This window comes from Enterobacter sp. CGMCC 5087 (genome assembly GCF_003144775.1).
Taxonomy (GTDB): Bacteria; Pseudomonadota; Gammaproteobacteria; order Enterobacterales; family Enterobacteriaceae; genus Enterobacter; species Enterobacter cloacae_M.
The window spans coordinates 1-16,619 of record NZ_QFXN01000126.1; the positions used below are offsets into that span (position 1 = coordinate 1).

The 16,619-nt window shown below is 58.5% G+C and carries 14 protein-coding genes and 2 pseudogenes; 5 read left to right on the forward strand and 11 right to left on the reverse strand.

What is annotated here, in order from left to right:
- Both DEO48_RS27160 and DEO48_RS12230 read left to right on the forward strand, forming a co-directional pair.
- A pseudogene (locus DEO48_RS27160) lies at positions 1 to 178 on the forward strand (helix-turn-helix-type transcriptional regulator); the annotation flags it as partial.
- A gap of 69 nt (positions 179 to 247) precedes the next feature.
- Positions 248 to 361 (forward strand): protein YohO, encoded by a 114-nt coding sequence (locus tag DEO48_RS12230; protein WP_008500895.1) that lies wholly within the window; start codon positions 248 to 250, stop codon positions 359 to 361.
- Here the strand turns inward: DEO48_RS12230 and DEO48_RS12235 are convergent.
- The 5 genes from DEO48_RS12235 to bglX all read right to left on the reverse strand — a co-directional run bounded on the left by DEO48_RS12235 (position 336) and on the right by bglX (position 6,530).
- The gene (locus DEO48_RS12235; RefSeq protein WP_109845313.1) at positions 336 to 1,073 is read right to left on the reverse strand and encodes an ABC transporter permease; all 738 of its coding nucleotides are present in this window, start codon (positions 1,071 to 1,073) and stop codon (positions 336 to 338) included. The two genes, DEO48_RS12230 and DEO48_RS12235, sit on opposite strands and share 26 nt — an antisense overlap.
- Entirely contained in the window at positions 1,057 to 2,007 is a 951-nt protein-coding gene (locus DEO48_RS12240) for an ABC transporter ATP-binding protein (RefSeq protein ID WP_109845314.1), read from the reverse strand. The genes DEO48_RS12235 and DEO48_RS12240 overlap by 17 nt, the downstream gene beginning before the upstream one ends.
- Positions 2,000 to 3,157, reverse strand: a complete 1,158-nt coding sequence (locus DEO48_RS12245) for an ABC transporter permease (RefSeq protein ID WP_109845315.1) — start codon at positions 3,155 to 3,157, stop codon at positions 2,000 to 2,002. Before DEO48_RS12245 ends, DEO48_RS12240 begins: the two co-directional genes overlap by 8 nt.
- A 12-nt stretch (positions 3,158 to 3,169) precedes the next feature.
- Positions 3,170 to 4,087 carry an ABC transporter substrate-binding protein gene (locus tag DEO48_RS12250; protein WP_063930944.1) on the reverse strand — a complete coding sequence of 306 codons (918 nt, stop codon included), beginning with the start codon at positions 4,085 to 4,087 and terminating at the stop codon, positions 3,170 to 3,172.
- Positions 4,088 to 4,232: 145 nt separating this feature from the next.
- Positions 4,233 to 6,530 carry a beta-glucosidase BglX gene (gene bglX, locus DEO48_RS12255; RefSeq protein ID WP_109845316.1) on the reverse strand — a complete coding sequence of 766 codons (2,298 nt, stop codon included), beginning with the start codon at positions 6,528 to 6,530 and terminating at the stop codon, positions 4,233 to 4,235.
- 189 nt (positions 6,531 to 6,719) lie between these two features.
- Here bglX and dld point away from each other — a divergent pair, with 189 nt between their 5' ends.
- Positions 6,720 to 8,468, forward strand: a complete 1,749-nt coding sequence (gene dld / locus DEO48_RS12260) for a D-lactate dehydrogenase (RefSeq protein ID WP_109845317.1) — start codon at positions 6,720 to 6,722, stop codon at positions 8,466 to 8,468.
- Positions 8,469 to 8,580: 112 nt separating this feature from the next.
- Positions 8,581 to 9,135, forward strand: a complete 555-nt coding sequence (locus DEO48_RS12265; RefSeq protein ID WP_047647278.1) for a GNAT family N-acetyltransferase — start codon at positions 8,581 to 8,583, stop codon at positions 9,133 to 9,135.
- A 93-nt stretch (positions 9,136 to 9,228) separates the two neighbouring features.
- On the opposite strand, the gene pbpG is transcribed toward DEO48_RS12265, so the two are convergent.
- Both pbpG and DEO48_RS12275 read right to left on the reverse strand, forming a co-directional pair.
- Entirely contained in the window at positions 9,229 to 10,152 is a 924-nt protein-coding gene (gene pbpG, locus DEO48_RS12270; RefSeq protein ID WP_023312453.1) for a D-alanyl-D-alanine endopeptidase, read from the reverse strand.
- A 167-nt stretch (positions 10,153 to 10,319) separates the two neighbouring features.
- Positions 10,320 to 10,907, reverse strand: coding sequence for a Yip1 family protein (locus DEO48_RS12275; RefSeq protein WP_023312454.1), 588 nt, complete (start codon positions 10,905 to 10,907; stop codon positions 10,320 to 10,322).
- Positions 10,908 to 11,064: 157 nt separating this feature from the next.
- Here DEO48_RS12275 and DEO48_RS12280 point away from each other — a divergent pair, with 157 nt between their 5' ends.
- Positions 11,065 to 11,637 (forward strand): DedA family protein, encoded by a 573-nt coding sequence (locus tag DEO48_RS12280; RefSeq protein ID WP_109845318.1) that lies wholly within the window; start codon positions 11,065 to 11,067, stop codon positions 11,635 to 11,637.
- A gap of 55 nt (positions 11,638 to 11,692) precedes the next feature.
- Here DEO48_RS12280 and DEO48_RS12285 read toward each other — a convergent pair whose 3' ends face one another.
- The 4 genes and pseudogenes from DEO48_RS12285 to DEO48_RS12300 all read right to left on the reverse strand — a co-directional run.
- Complete coding sequence (locus DEO48_RS12285; RefSeq protein WP_023312456.1) at positions 11,693 to 12,457, reverse strand: SDR family oxidoreductase; 765 nt, start codon at positions 12,455 to 12,457, stop codon at positions 11,693 to 11,695.
- A gap of 50 nt (positions 12,458 to 12,507) precedes the next feature.
- A pseudogene (gene mdtQ / locus DEO48_RS12290) lies at positions 12,508 to 13,925 on the reverse strand (multidrug resistance outer membrane protein MdtQ).
- A 326-nt stretch (positions 13,926 to 14,251) separates the two neighbouring features.
- Positions 14,252 to 15,646 (reverse strand): glycoside hydrolase family 1 protein, encoded by a 1,395-nt coding sequence (locus tag DEO48_RS12295; protein ID WP_109845319.1) that lies wholly within the window; start codon positions 15,644 to 15,646, stop codon positions 14,252 to 14,254.
- Positions 15,647 to 15,658: 12 nt separating this feature from the next.
- A partial coding sequence (locus DEO48_RS12300; RefSeq protein ID WP_181367004.1) for a glucose PTS transporter subunit IIA occupies positions 15,659 to 16,619 on the reverse strand: 961 nt, incomplete at its 5' end.

Sequence of the window (16,619 nt, forward strand, 5' to 3'; positions counted from 1 at the left end):
GGGCTGGCGCGTGGATGTCCTGGCGCACTCGCTGGCGCAGCTTAAGCCCGAGTTTTTCGACGGCCAGACCCTGCTGGTCTGGTGTGGGGAAGTGCCCTCCGCCACGCAGCAGCAGCTGCTGACGGAATGGCGTGAGAATGGTTACCCGGTCTATTCCCTTGGCCCGGATGAGCCATAACGGCATTTAATGGTTCATTAACAGCTGCGCTTCACCGTATAATTGTTCCGTTAACAACAGGAGCACATGATGAAGGCAACCAAACTGGCCATTATTACCCTTTTTGTCCTGATGGCCGTGAGCGGTATTGGCGGCGTGATGCTGGCAGGATACTCGTTTATTGTTCGCGGCGGTGTCGGCTGAGGTACAGCGCCAGCCGCTCAAAAAGGCGATCGACGACGATTGCCGCCAGCGCGACCAGCACCGCCCCCTGCACGATATAAGCCGTATTAAACCCGCTCAGGCCGATAATAATCGGCGTTCCCAGCGTATTGGCACCGACCGTAGACGCAATGGTCGCCGTCCCGATGTTAATAATCACCGACGTGCGGATCCCGGCAATGATAACCGGCGCCGCAAGCGGCAGTTCAACCTTGCGCAGCCGCTGACCGCGACTCATCCCCATCCCTTCTGCCACGCTCAGCACTGACGCCGGTACCGCCGCGAGGCCCGCCAGCGTGCCCTGCAGCACCGGCAATACGCCGTATAAAATCAGCGCAATAATGGCCGGCTGCTGACCAAAGCCCATCACCGGAACCGCTATCGCCAGCACCGCCACCGGGGGAAACGTCTGGCCAATCGCCGCTATCGTCTCCACCAGCGGACGAAACTCCTTCCCCGCAGGCCGCGTGACCGCGATGCCTGCCCCTACCCCCAACACAATCGCGATGGCGCTTGAGAGCGCCACCAGCCAGAGATGCGCCAGAGCGAGATTAATAAAGCTCTCCTGCTGATAGACCGGCCGCGGCAGCCCCGGAAAAAGAGCGTTAAACAGCGCCGCGCTGTGGGGCATCAGAAACAGTAAGGCGACAAAGAGCGCTACCAGCCAGAGGAGCGGATCACGCAGTGCCTTCACGCGTCACCTCCCCGGCCAGCAGATCGCGAAAATGTAAGGTTCCGCACGGCATCCCGCGCGAGTCCGAGACGGGCAATACCTCGCACTGGCGCGCGACAAACGCCGAGAGGGCATCCCGCAGGCTCATCTGCGCCTGCAGCGGTTCGCCGCTGACCGGCACCTCCTCCCGACGCATATAGTCGCTGACCGTCCGCAGGGAGAGCAGCCTCACGCCCAGCTCGCTGCGTCCAAAAAACTCGCGCACAAAGTCGTTCTTCGGCCATGTTAATAGCTCAAGCGGCGAGCCCTGCTGCACCACTTCGCCATGATCCATCAGCACCAGATGGTCGGCCAGGCGCAGAGCTTCATCAATATCGTGCGTCACGAGAACGATCGTGCGCCCGAGAATGCGGTGAATGCGGGTCATCTCCGCCTGCAGCGCCCCGCGCGTGACCGGATCCAGCGCGCCGAAGGGTTCATCCATCAACAGCACTTGCGGGTTAGCCGCCAGCGCGCGCGCCACGCCCACGCGCTGCTGCTGGCCTCCGGAAAGCTGGTGCGGATAGCGATCGCGCAGCGCGGGCTCCAGCCCCAGGAGCGACATGAGTTCATCCACCCGGTCAGCGATTTTTGCCCGCGACCATTTCTCCAGCTGCAGCACGGTGGCGATGTTCTGCGCCACCGTCCAGTGGGGAAACAGGCCGATAGACTGAATGGCATAGCCCATCCGGCGACGCAGCTCCAGCACCGGCAGGCTGCGGATCTCTTCTCCGGCAAAGCGGATCACCCCGCTGTCATGCTCAACCAGGCGGTTGATCATCTTCAGAGTGGTGGATTTTCCCGAACCCGAGGTGCCAATCAGCACGGAAAACGCCCCCTCGGCAAAGTTCAGGTTCAGATGGCTCGCCGCCGGGCGACCGGCAAAGGTTTTACTGACATCATGAAATTCAATCATTGGCTCTTCTCCTGAGCAGCGCGAGCCATAAGGCAAACAGCGCGTCGACGACAACCGCCAGCGCAATCGTGGGCACCACGCCCAGCAACACAAGATCGAGGGCACTGCTGAGCAGCCCCTGGAACACCAGCGCGCCAAAGCCGCCCGCACCAATCAGCGCCGCAATCACCGCCATGCCGACGGTTTGTACCGCCACCACCCGCAGGCTGCGCAGCAGCAGGGGCAGCGCCAGGGGGAGCTGAATTTTCCAGAAACACTGCCGCGCGCTCATCCCCATCGCATGGGCGCTTTCAAGCACATCCGGCGCGACCTGGCTCAGGCCCGCGACCACGCCGCGCACCAGCGGCAGCAGCGCATACAGCACCAGCGCGATAAGCGCGGGCGTTAACCCCGTTCCGGCTATGCCAAGCGTTCCCAGCACCGGAAATGACTTCACCAGCCCCGCCAGCGGGGCAATCAGCAGGCCAAACAGCGCGACGGAAGGTATGGTCTGGATCACGTTGAGTACGGCAAAGATCCCACCCTGGCGTGAAGGATGACGATAGCACCACATGCCGAGCGGTATCCCGATCAGCAGAGCCGGGATCAGCGTGCCAAAAAGGATCGTCAGGTGTTGCGCCAGGGCATCATCAAACACCTCCTGACGGTTGGCGTACTCTTTCAGCAGCGAGAGATTGTTCAGCTCACCGCTGAACAGCAGGAACAAGGGAATACACCATATCTGCGCGTTGAGCACCCAGCGCCAGACGGCGCTGGAGATGAGTCGACGAATGGCGTCGCTGCTGGCCAGCAGACACAGCGCCAGCCACAGCCAGAGGCCGCTGCCCACCGTGGTTCTCGCCAGCGGGCTTTCCGCCGAAGCCATATGCGTCGCCGCCTGCCCGGCTCCCCAGAAAAGGAGGATAAACAGCCCTTCAGCAAGGAGCAGCGTCAGCCACTGCGCCGTGCGCCCTTGCCAGAGCGATAGCGCAACCCACGCGCCCAGCGCCGCGGCCAGCCACCACGGCGTGAACGCCCACACTTCCCAGAAATAGCGCCCTTCCCCTGACATCAGGCGGTTAGGTGCGACATTCACAAACGGCAGCGCGACCGCCGCGATGGCCACGCAGGCCAGCAGCAGCAGTACGCGGTTATGACATTTTATTGGCACAGCCCTTTCCCGTTACTTCACAAGCCCTTGTTGTTTCAGGAAGTCGGCGGCCACTTTTTTGGCATCCAGCCCCTCGACGGCAATGCTGGCATTCAGCTGCTGCAGCGTTTTTTCATCCAGTTTTTCGAAGACCGGTTTGAGCCAGTCGGCAATCTCCGGATAGGCTTTCAGCACTGCCTCACGCACGACCGGGGTTGGAGCGTAAATCGGCTGTACACCTTTTGGATCGGTCAGGGTTTGCAGGCCGAGCGCCGCCACCGGGCCGTCGGTGCCGTAGGCCATTGCCGCGTTAACGCCGGAAGTTTGCTGCGCCGCCGCCTTGATGGTTACCGCCGTATCCCCGCCCGCCAGCGAGAGCAGCTGCGCCTGGTCGAGCTTGAAGTCGTAGGCTTTTTCGAACGCCGGGAGCGCGTCAGGACGCTCGATAAACTCCGCGGACGCAGCCAGCTTAAAGTCGCCCTTCTCTTTCAGATAGCGGCTGAGATCCGCCAGAGACGTCAGCTTACCTTTCTCCGCCACGTCCTTGCGAACGGCGATAGTCCAGGTGTTGTTGGCCGGGGCCGGCGTCAGCCAGACCAGCTTGTTCTGTTCCGCGTCGAGTTTTTTGACTTTCTCATACCCGGCTTTGGCGTTTTTCCATGCCGGATCGTTTTCATCTTTGAAGAAGAATGCCCCGTTGCCGGTGTATTCCGGATAGATATCCAGCTCGCCGGAGGTGATCGCCCCGCGCACGACGGGCGTGGTGCCGAGCTGAACTTTATTGACGGTTTTCACGCCGTGGCTTTCCAGCACCTGCAAAATAATATTGCCGAGCAGCGCGCCTTCGGTATCGATCTTTGAGCCCACTTTTACCGGCTCCGCCGCCTGTAACGGCAGGCTTAGCGCCGCCAGCAGCACCGCAGATCCCAACATCCCCTTTGCAATCGTCATTCCGCTATCCTCATTTTTTTATCGCCTTTTTCAGAGGCTTGAGAGAAAAGCGTAGCTTAAAACAGCGGATTTACCCGGCAAAATGCCTTTTTAGCATAACGTAAGACGCATCCCCCGGAAGTCGGGGGATGCAAAGGAGGGAAGGTTACAGCAGCTCGAACTCGCCTTTATTCACGCGGGCGGAATCCACCCCGATAAAGACGTTAAACTTGCCTGGCTCCGCATCGTATTTCATCTGCTGGTTCCAGAACTTCAGCGCGTCCACGTCAATCGGGAAGCTGATGGTTTGGGTTTCGCCAGGCTTCAGATTGACCTTCTCGAAGCCGCGCAGCTGCTTAACAGGACGGCTCATCGAGGCGGTGACATCCTGGACGTACATCTGAATTACCGTTGCCCCTTCGCGCTTGCCGGTGTTGGTCACCTCAACGCTGGCGGTAACTTTGCCGTCACGCTTCAGGGTCGGCGCCGACATTTTCACGTCAGAAACCTTGAAGGTGGTGTAGCTCAGGCCGTAACCAAACGGATACAGCGGGCCGTTAGCTTCGTCGAAGTAACGGGACGTGTACTTGTTCGGCTTATCGGCGTTATACGGGCGACCGGTGTTCAGGTGGCTGTAGTAGACCGGGATCTGCCCGACGGAGCGCGGGAAGGACATCGGCAGCTTGCCCGACGGGTTGTAATCACCAAACAGCACGTCGGCGATGGCGTTACCGCCTTCGGTACCGGCAAACCAGGTTTCCAGAATGGCGTCAGCCTGCTGGTCCTCTTTCACCAGCGCCAGCGGACGACCGTTCATCAGCACCAGCACCAGCGGCTTGCCGGTGGCTTTCAGGGCGGCGATCAGATCGCGCTGGCTCTGCGGGATGGTGATGTCGGTACGGCTGGAGGCCTCGTGCGCCATACCCTGCGCTTCGCCCACAACTGCGACAACGACGTCAGACTGTTTCGCGGTATTCACCGCCTCGTCGATCATCTCCTTCGGCGTGCGCGGATCGACCTTCACCGCTTCCTCGTACTGGTTGAGGAAGGTGACGATGTCTTTGTCGTTGGTGACGTTCGCCCCTTTGGCGTACACCACTTTCGCGTTATCACCCACGGCACTCTTAATCCCGGTCAGCACGGTCACGGACTGATCGGCCACGCCTGCCGCAGACCAGCTGCCCATCACGTCGCGCTTGCTGTCGGCCAGCGGGCCCACTACGGCAATGGTGCCGGATTTTTTCAGCGGCAGCGTGTCGAGGCGGTTTTTCAGCAGCACCAGGCTTTCGCGCGCCACGTCACGCGCTTCTTTGCGGTGCAGGCGGCTTTCGGCGTTGGTATCTTCCGGGTCAGAATCCTTCGGCCCCAGATGGCTGTACGGATCGTTAAACAGCCCCATGTCGTATTTCACGTTCAGCACGTGGCGCGCGGCATCGTCCAGCTCCGCCATCGTTACCTTGCCGCTCTTCACCAGCCCCGGCAGGTATTTGCTGTAGTACTCGTCGCTCATGCTCATGTTGATGCCGGACTTGAGCGCCACGCGCACCGCGTCTTCCGGATCGGAGGCGGTACCGTGTTTAATCAGCTCTTTAATCGCGCCGTGGTCAGAAACGGTGATGCCCTTAAAGCCCCACTGGTCGCGCAGCACGTCTTTCAGCAGCCAGGAGTCAGAGGTCGCAGGCGTGCCGTTCAGCGAGTTCAGCGCGACCATCACCGCGCCGCTGCCCGCATCCAGCCCCGCCTTGTACGGCGGCATGTAGTCGTTGAACAGGCGCTGCGGGCTCATGTCGACGGTGTTGTACTCTTTGCCGCCTTCAACCGCGCCATAGGCCGCGAAGTGTTTGACGCTGGTCATCACCGAGTAGCGATCCGCCGGGCTTTTGCCCTGCATCGCTTCCACCATGGTTTTACCCATCGTGGAGGTTAAATATGTATCTTCACCAAAGCCTTCCGAGCCGCGGCCCCAGCGCGGATCGCGCGAAACGTCCACCATTGGCGCCCAGGTCATGTTCAGGCCGTCGTCCGCCGCTTCATAAGCCGAAACGCGCCCAACGGTTTTCACCGCGTCGAGGTTAAAGGAGGAGGCTAAACCGAGGCTAATCGGGAAAACGGTACGCTGACCGTGTACCACGTCATAGGCAAAAAACAGAGGAATTTTCAGGCGGCTGAGATCCATCACCTGATCCTGCATCTTGCGGATATCCTGGCGGGTGACGGTATTAAAGATGGCCCCTACCTGCCCGTCTTTGATCATCTCGCGGATGGCCTCTTTCGGGTTATCCGGACCGACGCTGATAAGACGCAGCTGGCCGATTTTCTCATCAACCGTCATTTTCTTGAGCAATTCCGTGACAAACGCGTCCCGTGCTTCAGGCGTGAGCGGGTGATTACCAAACAAATCCTCTGCCAGCGCAGGTTGCAGCGCCAGGCTGACGGCGACACCTACAGAACATAGCCATTTCATGTCGTTTTACTCTCTCATCAATAACCGCCGGACGATCTCGGCCATACCGTGCGAAAAGCGCAGTGTGCCACAAACCCTCGAAACGTTGCAGGGTTATTCTCTGATTTTTCTCGTGAATACTCGACCGCTTAACAGTTAATCGCGCTATGCTTTACAGCGAGAAATTTGCCCCACCACAAGGAGTGGAAGATGACTTCTGTTCGAACAAACGATAACACGACTTTTATTAACGAACTGTCGCGCCTGGTTGGCTCCTCTCACCTGCTTACCGACCCGGCCAAAACCGCCCGCTACCGCAAAGGTTTCCGCTCCGGTCAGGGCGAGGCGCTGGCGGTGGTCTTCCCCGGCACGCTGCTGGAGCTGTGGCGCGTGCTGAGCGCCTGCGTCGCCGCCGACAAGATTATTTTAATGCAGGCCGCCAATACCGGCCTGACCGAAGGCTCCACGCCGAACGGCAACGATTACGATCGCGACATCGTGATTATCAGCACCCTGCGCCTCGACAAGCTGCACCTGCTGGATAAAGGCGAGCAGGTACTCGCGTTCCCCGGCACGACGCTCTACTCCCTGGAAAAAGCGCTTAAGCCGCTGGGCCGTGAGCCGCACTCGGTGATTGGCTCCTCCTGTATTGGCGCCTCGGTGGTTGGCGGGATTTGCAACAACTCCGGCGGCTCGCTGGTCCAGCGCGGCCCGGCCTACACCGAGATGTCGCTGTTTGCCCGTATTGACGAAAATGGCAAGCTGACGCTGGTGAACCATCTGGGTATCGATCTCGGCGTAACGCCGGAACAAATCCTCAGCAAGCTCGACGACGATCGCGTGAAGGACGAAGACGTGCAGCACGACGGCCGCCACGCGCACGATCACGACTACGTGACCCGCGTGCGGGATATCGACGCCGATACGCCGGCGCGCTACAACGCCGACCCGGACCGCCTGTTTGAATCCTCCGGCTGCGCCGGGAAGCTGGCCGTGTTTGCCGTACGTCTGGATACCTTCCCGGCGGAGAAAAAGCAGCAGGTGTTCTACATCGGCACCAATCAGCCTGAGGTTCTGACCGAAATTCGTCGTCATATTCTGGGCGAATTCACCCATCTGCCGGTGGCGGGCGAGTACATGCACCGGGACATTTACGACATCGCCGAGCGTTACGGAAAAGATACGTTCCTGATGATCGACAAGCTCGGCACCGACAAAATGCCGTTCTTCTTCACCATGAAGGGACGCACCGACGCGATGCTGGAGAAAGTGTCGCTGTTCAAACCCCACTTCACCGACCGCTTTATGCAGAAGCTGGGCAACGTTTTCCCGGCGCATCTGCCGGAGCGAATGAAAACCTGGCGCGATAAGTACGAGCACCACCTGCTGCTGAAAATGGCCGGGGACGGAATTGCCGAAGCGCAGGGCTGGCTGACCGAATTTTTCAAATCCGCCGAAGGGGATTTCTTTGCCTGTACGCCTGAAGAGGGCAGCAAAGCCTTCCTGCACCGTTTTGCCGCCGCAGGCGCCGCCATCCGTTATCAGGCGGTGCATTCCGAAGAGGTGGAAGATATTCTGGCGCTGGATATCGCCCTGCGACGTAACGACACCGAGTGGTTTGAGCACCTCCCGCCGGAAATCGACAGCAAGCTGGTGCATAAGCTCTATTACGGCCACTTTATGTGTTACGTCTTCCACCAGGATTACATCGTCAAAAAAGGAGTCGATGCGCACGAACTGAAGGAGCAGATGCTCGCCCTGCTGCGTGAACGCGGCGCACAATATCCTGCGGAACATAACGTCGGGCATCTTTATAAAGCCCCTGACGCACTTAAGCAGTTTTATCGCGAGAATGACCCTACAAACAGCATGAATCCCGGCATTGGTAAAACAACGCGGAAGAAATACTGGAAAGAAGAGGCAGATGTGGAGCAGCGCGTAACGCAAGCGTCTGATTAATTCCTACAGCCAAATTTGAGAGATTGTTTAGCGTGCCTTAATCGTAATAGAGTGACGCTCTGACGCCGGAGGAACGTTTCTCCGGCATTCTATAACGAGGAGCAGGCACATCATGTCGGCTATTGATGTTTTATCCGAGACCGAACTGGAAGTGCGCGATGCCCTTCCCGATGATGTGCATGCCATCGCCGCCATCTATGCCTGGCATGTGCTGCACGGGCGCGCGTCATTTGAAGAAGTCCCCCCTACCATCGACGAAATGCGTCAGCGTATGAAAAGCGTGGCTGAGAGCGGTTTGCCGTGGCTTATCGCGCTGTATCGCGGCATCGTGGTGGGCTACTGCTACGCCACGCCTTACCGCCCGCGACACGCCTACCGCTATACCCTGGAAGAGTCGATTTACGTGGATGCCAGCATCACCGGGCGCGGTTTTGGTTCGGCATTAATGGATGCGCTAATCGCCCGCTGCGAGCAAGGCCCGTGGCGGCAGATGATTGCCGTTGTGGGAGATGGCAACAATAATTCCGGCTCGCTGCGGCTGCATAAAAAGCACGGCTTCGTGATTGTCGGTCAGCTGCGCAGCGTGGGCTATAAGAAAGGTGACTGGCGGGATACGGTGATTATGCAGCGCTCGCTCAACGATGGGGACTGGACGCTGCCGGAATAAACGCAAAACGGTAACTGGGTTACCGTTTTTTGTGTTTTCTCCCTCTCCCTGTGGGAGAGGGTCGGGGTAAGGGCATCAGCGCGCACAAACGGCTCAGTCGTTCTGCGCCGTCGCCATCTGTTCCGCTTTCTGCTTTTTATACGTCAATGCTGCGGCCGGAACGGGCTGCACTTTCCCGGTTTCAATCCAGGTACGCAGGCGGCTCGCGTCCGCGAAGTGGGTATATTTGCCGAAGGCATCCATCACCACCAGCGCCACCGGTTTACCGTTAAACACGGTGCGCATCACCAGGCAGTGTCCTGCCGCGTTGGTAAAGCCGGTTTTGGTTAACTGAATATTCCAGTTATCGCGGTATACCAGATGGTTAGTGTTGCGGAACGGCAGCGTATAGGCCGGGTTCGCAAAGGTCGCCATCTCTTCACGGGTGGTGCTGAGCTGACCAATCAGCGGATACTGTTTGCTGGCAATCAGCAGTTTCGTCAGATCGCGGGCCGTGGAGACGTTGTTGATCGACAGACCCGTCGGTTCAACATAATGCGTATTGGTCATCCCCAGCGCTTTGGCTTTTGCGTTCATCGCGCGGATAAAGGCGTCATAGCCGCCCGGATAGTGGTGCGCCAGACTCGCCGCCGCACGGTTTTCAGACGACATCAGCGCCAGCAGCAGCATATTTTTACGGCTGATTTCACTGTTCAGACGCACGCGGGAGTAGATCCCCTTCATCTCCGGCGTGTGGCTGATATCCACTTTCAATTTTTCGTCCAGCGGCAGATGTGCATCAAGCACCACCATCGCGGTCATTAATTTGGTAATCGAGGCGATGGGGCGCACCAGGTCCGGATGGCTGGCGTAGATCACTTTATTGGTGTTGAGATCGACAATCATCGCGCTGCCGGACGCAATTTGCGGCTGAGCGGCGGCGGCGGTCACCGCAGGCGTTTTAGCGACGGCCGGCACGGCAGCGGACGCGCCCAGCAGCAGCGCCAGGCTAAGTAAAGAGACTCGGAATTTCAGCATGGTGAGACTTCTGATAATTATTCACGCACGTCATGACGTACACCGCCTGTATCAACGGATAAACACAGGCTGGCTTCGGCATCATAGCGGTCACCGGGCGTTGTCGCCAGCGGATAATCGTGAACAGATGCTGCATTGCTGGCATTTACGCCAGCAATGCAGTGAACTCAGAAGAGACGGTATCCGTAACCCCAAAGAATAACCGTCAGCGCCAGTAGCGCCTCCAGCACCAGCACCCCAATAGCGAGTGTTGAACTGGAAAAACTCAGGCCTTCTTCTTTATTGATATTCAGGAAGGTTGGAACCCCCAGATACAGCAGATACCCGGTGTAAAAGAGGGCAATAGTACCGATCAGCGCGCACAGCCAGACCAGTGGATAGAGCGCAACAATACCGCTTAAGAACAGCGGGGTCGCGACATATCCGGCAAAGACCATACAGTGCGCCAGCGATGGACGTTGCGGGTAGTTACGCGCCATCCAGTGAATGACGCGCCCCATTACCGCCACACCCGCCAGCATCAGGCCATAAAAAACGATGGCCAGATAGAGCCCGGTAAACCAGGAAAGCTGAACCACGGTGCCATCACCGAAGTTCCAGCCGATTTGTGTTGTTCCGATAAAGGCGCATATTACCGGCACCGCAGCCATCAGCAGCACATGGTGCGTGTAATGATGCGAGACCGTTTCGTTCTCACTTTTAATGACATGCATTTCACGATCGGGATGGGAGAAAAGTCCCCAGACATGGTTCATAGCGCCCCCTTGTTGTCGGCCCGTCAGCGATACCTTAAGTATAATGCAGGCTTTAGATTATTTTCTGTACAGTGGGAAATTTCCGTTGATTTCCCCGCTGTTGATTCATGAGGTATATGATTAAACGAGGTAAGCAGAGGGAGATAACATTCACGTAATGGATATTAACGCACTCATTGAACAATATGGATATGCCGCGCTGGTCGTCGGTAGCGTGGCAGAGGGTGAAACCATCACGCTGTTAGGCGGCGTCGCCGCGCATCAGGGATTGCTGAAATTCCCGCTGGTCGTCGCAGCGGTCGCGCTCGGTGGAATGATTGGCGATCAGCTGCTCTACTTTCTCGGGCTGCGCTTCGGGCCCACGCTGCTTAAGCGTTTCCCAAAGCATCAGAAGAAAATCCGCCGCGCTCAACGGCTCATTCAACGTCATCCCTATCTGTTCGTCATCGGCACGCGCTTTATGTATGGCTTTCGCATTATCGGGCCGATACTGATTGGCGCCAGCCATCTGCCGCCAAAAATTTTCCTGCCGCTCAATGTTCTTGGTGCGATTGCCTGGGCGCTGATCTTTACGACGCTCGGCTACGTAGGGGGCGAAGTGATTGGCCCGTGGCTGCATAATCTCGACCAGCACCTGAAGCACTGGGCGTGGCTGATTCTGGTGGTGGTGGCGGTGATTGGGGTCAGGCTGTGGCTGAAGCATCGGGAAAAGACGCGGGATGAGGAGTAGCCGGGTGCGGCCTGATGCCCTCACCCTAACCCTCTCCCACAGGGAGAGGGGAAAACTACCCCTCCGGCTTAAACTGCGGGTTCGCCAGCATAAAGCCCCCGTCGACAATAAACGATTGCCCCGTCGTGTAGCTGGCGTCGCTGTCGCACAGCCATGCCACCAGGCTGGCAATCTCTTTGGTGTGGCCCGGTCTTGCCAGCGGGATTTCCGGCATTGAACCCTCCTTCACTTCACTGTCGTCCATGTCGTTCATCGGTGTGGCAATGGCGCCCGGCGCGACGGCGTTCACCAGAATGTTGTGCTTAACCAGTTCCATCGCCATGGATTTGGTTAACCCGCCGAGCGCGTGTTTTGCCGCCGTGTAGGCGCTCGCCTCTGGCAGCGGCGTGTGCTCATGCACCGAAGTAATGTTCACAATCCGCCCCCCTTCCCCTTGCTTCACCATCTGTCGGGCGGCAATCTGCGAACAGAGAAACGCGCCGTCCACGTCGACGGTGAAAATGTTCCGCCAGTCGTCAAACGGCATCTCAAGGAACGGCGCTTTGGTCATCGCACCCGCATTGTTAACCAGCACGTCCAGCCGACCAAAACGCGCAATCAGCGTTTCAATGCCCTCTGCGCCTTCCGGCAGCGTGCTTAAATCAAGATGGATAGCCTCTGCGCGCTGCCCCTGCGCTTCAACTTCGCGGCAGGTTTCCAGCGCCCCTTTTTCATCCGAGTGCCAGGTGACGCCAATATCAAACCCGCGCTCTGCGAGCATCAGCGCCGTGGTTTTACCAATCCCGGAATCCGATGCGGTCACTATCGCTACTCTGGTCATACTCACCTCCTGAGAAACTGCAAAGAGGTAAGTATAGATAATGACCTTTTTTAGCCATGATGATAGCCACCGCCCAGCGCCGAGGTGAGCTGCAGCGTGGCGTCGACATACTGGCCTTTCAGCAACAATCCGGCGAGGTCTTCCCTGAGGGCCGGGATCCTGGCTTCACTGACCCGGGAGCCCGCAACGATCCCCGCGCTGAAACGCGCCTGAGCCAGCGCCACAACCCGCGCCGCATCTTTTCGACCTGCTGCTGATGGCGGTTCTTCGCCGTCAGCGTTTCGACTTCGCTGGCCGTGCGCGCCACCTGATTGACCGCTTCGACCACCGCTTTGTTGTAGTTCGCGACCGAGAGATTGTTCTGCGCCTGGGCGATATCCAGGCTGGCGTTCAGCCTGCCGCTGTCGAAGATCGGCAGCGTCAGCCCGGCGGTCACGCCCATCTGCTGCGCTGAAGCGCGAAACAGATCGCTCAGATGGAGGGCATCCTGCTGTAGGAACGCCATCAGGTTCACGTCAGGATAGAAAGCCGCTCTGGCGGCCTCCACCTCGCTCATAGAGGCTTCGATATACCAGTGCGCCTCCTGAAGATCCGGACGGCGTGCCAGCAGTTCATAACCGAGCGTCGGCGGTAGCGCGGCGTCGACCGTCGGCAGCGCATGCCGCGTAAGCGTCACGGAGGAAGAATTCGTCAGCGCGACCAGACGCGCCTCGACGGCTTTCATCTTCCCGTTGACTTCTGCCAGCTGTTCTTCGGTTTTGTTGGCGTCGATATCGGTTTCCACCCCTTCCACGGAGGAGGTGATCCCGTGCTGATACAGTTCGCGATCGGCACCAATGATGTTGTCCTGCTCATGTTTGATCTGCGCGAGAACCTCCCCCGCGGCGGCCTGAGTTTGCCACTCCCAGTAGAGCCGCGCCACGCTGCTGGCCAGCAGCTGGCGGGTCTGCTCCAGCTCCGCTTTTTGCGCATTCACTTTGCCAATCCGGGCCTCGACCCGGGCGCGATTTTTTCCCCACAGATCGAGCTCCCAGCCTGCGGTCAGGCCAAAGGTGCCGTTGGTATACCACGGCCCGGTGGTGCCTGCAGCCGGGTCGGTAAGGGCAAAAGGCCCCATCAGCCCTTCGGCGGACATTTTCTGGCGTTCCGCATCGGCGGAAAAATCAATCTGCGGACCGTCAGCGGCCATTGCGGCTTTGGCCTGGGCTTCGGCAAGCGTAATGCGCTGACGGGCAATCTGCATATCCGGTGCATCGCTCAACGCTTTCGCAATCAGCCCGTTAAGCTGGGGATCGTTATACGCTTTCCACCACTCATTTTTCGGCCAGTCCTGATGATTCAGAACCGTATTCACTGACGCCGCAGCGGTTTGCGTTTTAAGGGGAGATACCGTGGCATGTTCAGGCGCACAGGCTGCCAGAATAAAAGCGAAGGGAGCACTCAGAGATAAAATAAGAGAACGTTTCATTACGCCATACACTCAAAAAATAAAGGCGCACGTTACGCTCGATATCGTTCATTTTTTTAGTAACGCGTGGCAATCCGCAAATTGTCATACATTTTAATACGCGGAAATTTATTCCCAAAAAGAATGATTAAATCCAATGCATTCACGCCAAATATAAATACGCTGCTACACTTATTCAGGACATACATGAGCGGGAGAAAGGAATGAAAATATTACTGTGGGTTATTTTAATTATATTTCTGATAGGGCTCTTAGTGGTCACCGGCGTATTCAAGATGATTTTCTGATCTATTTGCCCGGCTCTGCGCCGGGCAACGTTCCTGATATCAGACTTTCAGCGAAGCCCCTTTCGTCGCAATAACCTCTTTATACCAGTAGAAACTTTTCTTACGGCTGCGCGCCAGCGTGCCCTTTCCGCTGTCATCGCGATCGACGTAAATAAAGCCGTAGCGCTTAGAGAGTTCAGCTTTAGACGCGCTCACCAGGTCGATTGGCCCCCAGCTGGTATAGCCCATCACCTCAACGCCGTCTTCAATCGCTTCACGCACCTGCACCAGGTGGTCGTTAAGGTAGCTGATGCGATAGTCATCCTGCACCACGCCGTTCGCATCCGGTTTATCCTTCGCCCCCAGGCCATTTTCCACGATAAACAACGGCTTCTGATAGCGATCCCAGAGCACGTTTAACAGGGTACGCAGGCCGATGGGGTCAATCTGCCAGCCCCATTCGGAACTTGCCAGATGCGGGTTAGGCACCATGCTCAGGATGTTGCCGCGCGCCTGCTGGTTGAGGGCCTCATCCGCGGTGACGCAGCCCGTCATGTAGTAGCTGAAGGAGATAAAATCGACGGTCGATTTCAGCGCCTCGCGGTCGGCATCCGTTACCTCAAGCTGAATACCGTTGTCGCGGAAGAAGCGCTGCATATACCCCGGATAGGCGCCACGGCACTGCACGTCGCCAAAGAATTGCCACGCGCGGTTTTCCTGCAGCGTCTCCAGAACATCTTCCGGTTTGCAGGTCAGCGGGTACATCAGGCCGCCCAGCAGCATGTTGCCGATTCTGGCATCCGGGATAATCTCGTGGCAGGCCTTCACGGCCAGCGCGCTGGCCACCAGCTGATGGTGGATCGCCTGATACACCTCCCCTTTACTGCTGGTTTCCGGCAGGCCCACGCCGGTCATGGGCGCGTGCAGAGACATATTGATCTCGTTGAAGGTCAGCCAGAGCTTCACCTTCTCCTTGTAGCGCGCAAACACGGTGCGGGCGTAGCGCTCGAAGAACCCAATGGTCTGGCGGCTGCCCCACCCGCCGTACTGCTTCACCAGCCCCCACGGCATTTCGTAATGCGAGAGCGTCACCAGCGGGGTAATGCTGTGCGCGGCCAGCTCGTCAAACAGCCGGTCGTAAAACGCCAGCCCCGCTTCGTTAGGCTGCTGCTCGTCGCCGTTCGGAAAAATACGGGTCCAGGCAATGGAGACGCGCAGGCAGCTAAAGCCCATCTCAGTGAACAGTTTGATGTCTTCCGGGTAGCGGTGATAGAAGTCGATGGCGACGTCCTTGATGCCGCTGTCGCCCGCCACGCGCTCAACCACCGGGCCGAAGACCCCCTGCGGCTGAACGTCTGAGGTGGACAGCCCTTTCCCCTCCTCCAGATACGCGCCTTCTACCTGATTCGCGGCAACCGCGCCGCCCCATAAAAAATCGTCCGGGAAAGTTTTCATCACGTTCTCCTGTTATTGATGGCTTACGCTGAGTAACGGCGCACCGGCACTGACGGACGTTGCCGCCACGGTCACCACGTCACGATACTCATCGCTGTTACTGATAATGATCGGGGTCGCCAGGTCGTATCCGGCATCGATAATCGCCTGTCGGTCAAACTCCAGCAGCAGATCGCCGGGCTGCACCCTGTCGCCCACCTTCACGTGGGCGGTAAACGGCCTGCCGTCGAGCTTCACGGTGTCGATCCCCACGTGGATTAACACTTCAATACCGCTGTCGCTGAGCAGGCCGATGGCGTGTTTGGTCTGAAACAGCGAGGCCACCACGCCGGCAAACGGGGCCACCACTTTGTTATCGGAGGGAATAATCGCGGCACCGCTGCCCAGCAGGCCGCTGGCAAACGTGGTATCCGGCACCTGGTCGAGCGCCAGAACGGTGCCGGTCATCGGTGCCAGCACATCGTTTTCACCCGCTGGCGCAACCGCCTCGGGCGCTGAGCGTCCCGGCATGCCCGCCACCAGCGTCAGGCCGCAGCTCAGCACCAGCGCTACCGCGGTGCCGATCACGCCGCCCCACAGCGTGGCGTTTACCCCGCCCGGCGGAATCATCTGGGCGATGGTAAAGATATTGGCGAAGCCGAAGGAGTAAACGTGGGTATCGCTGAAGCCGACAATCGCGCCGCCGATAGCTCCCGCCACGCAGCCAAAGATAAACGGGCGGCGCAGCGGCAGGTTTACCCCATAAACGGCCGGCTCGGTAATACCAAATATCCCTGCCGTCACCGATGAACCCGCCAGCATCTTCTGACGGGCATCGCGGGTACGCAGGAAGATCCCCAGCGCCGCCCCCACCTGACCAAATACCGCGGGCAACAGCATCGGCAGCATAGAGTCATGCCCCAGCACCGCCAGGTTGTTAATCATCAGCGGCACCAGCCCCCAGTGCAGGCCAAAAATAACGCAGACCTGCCAC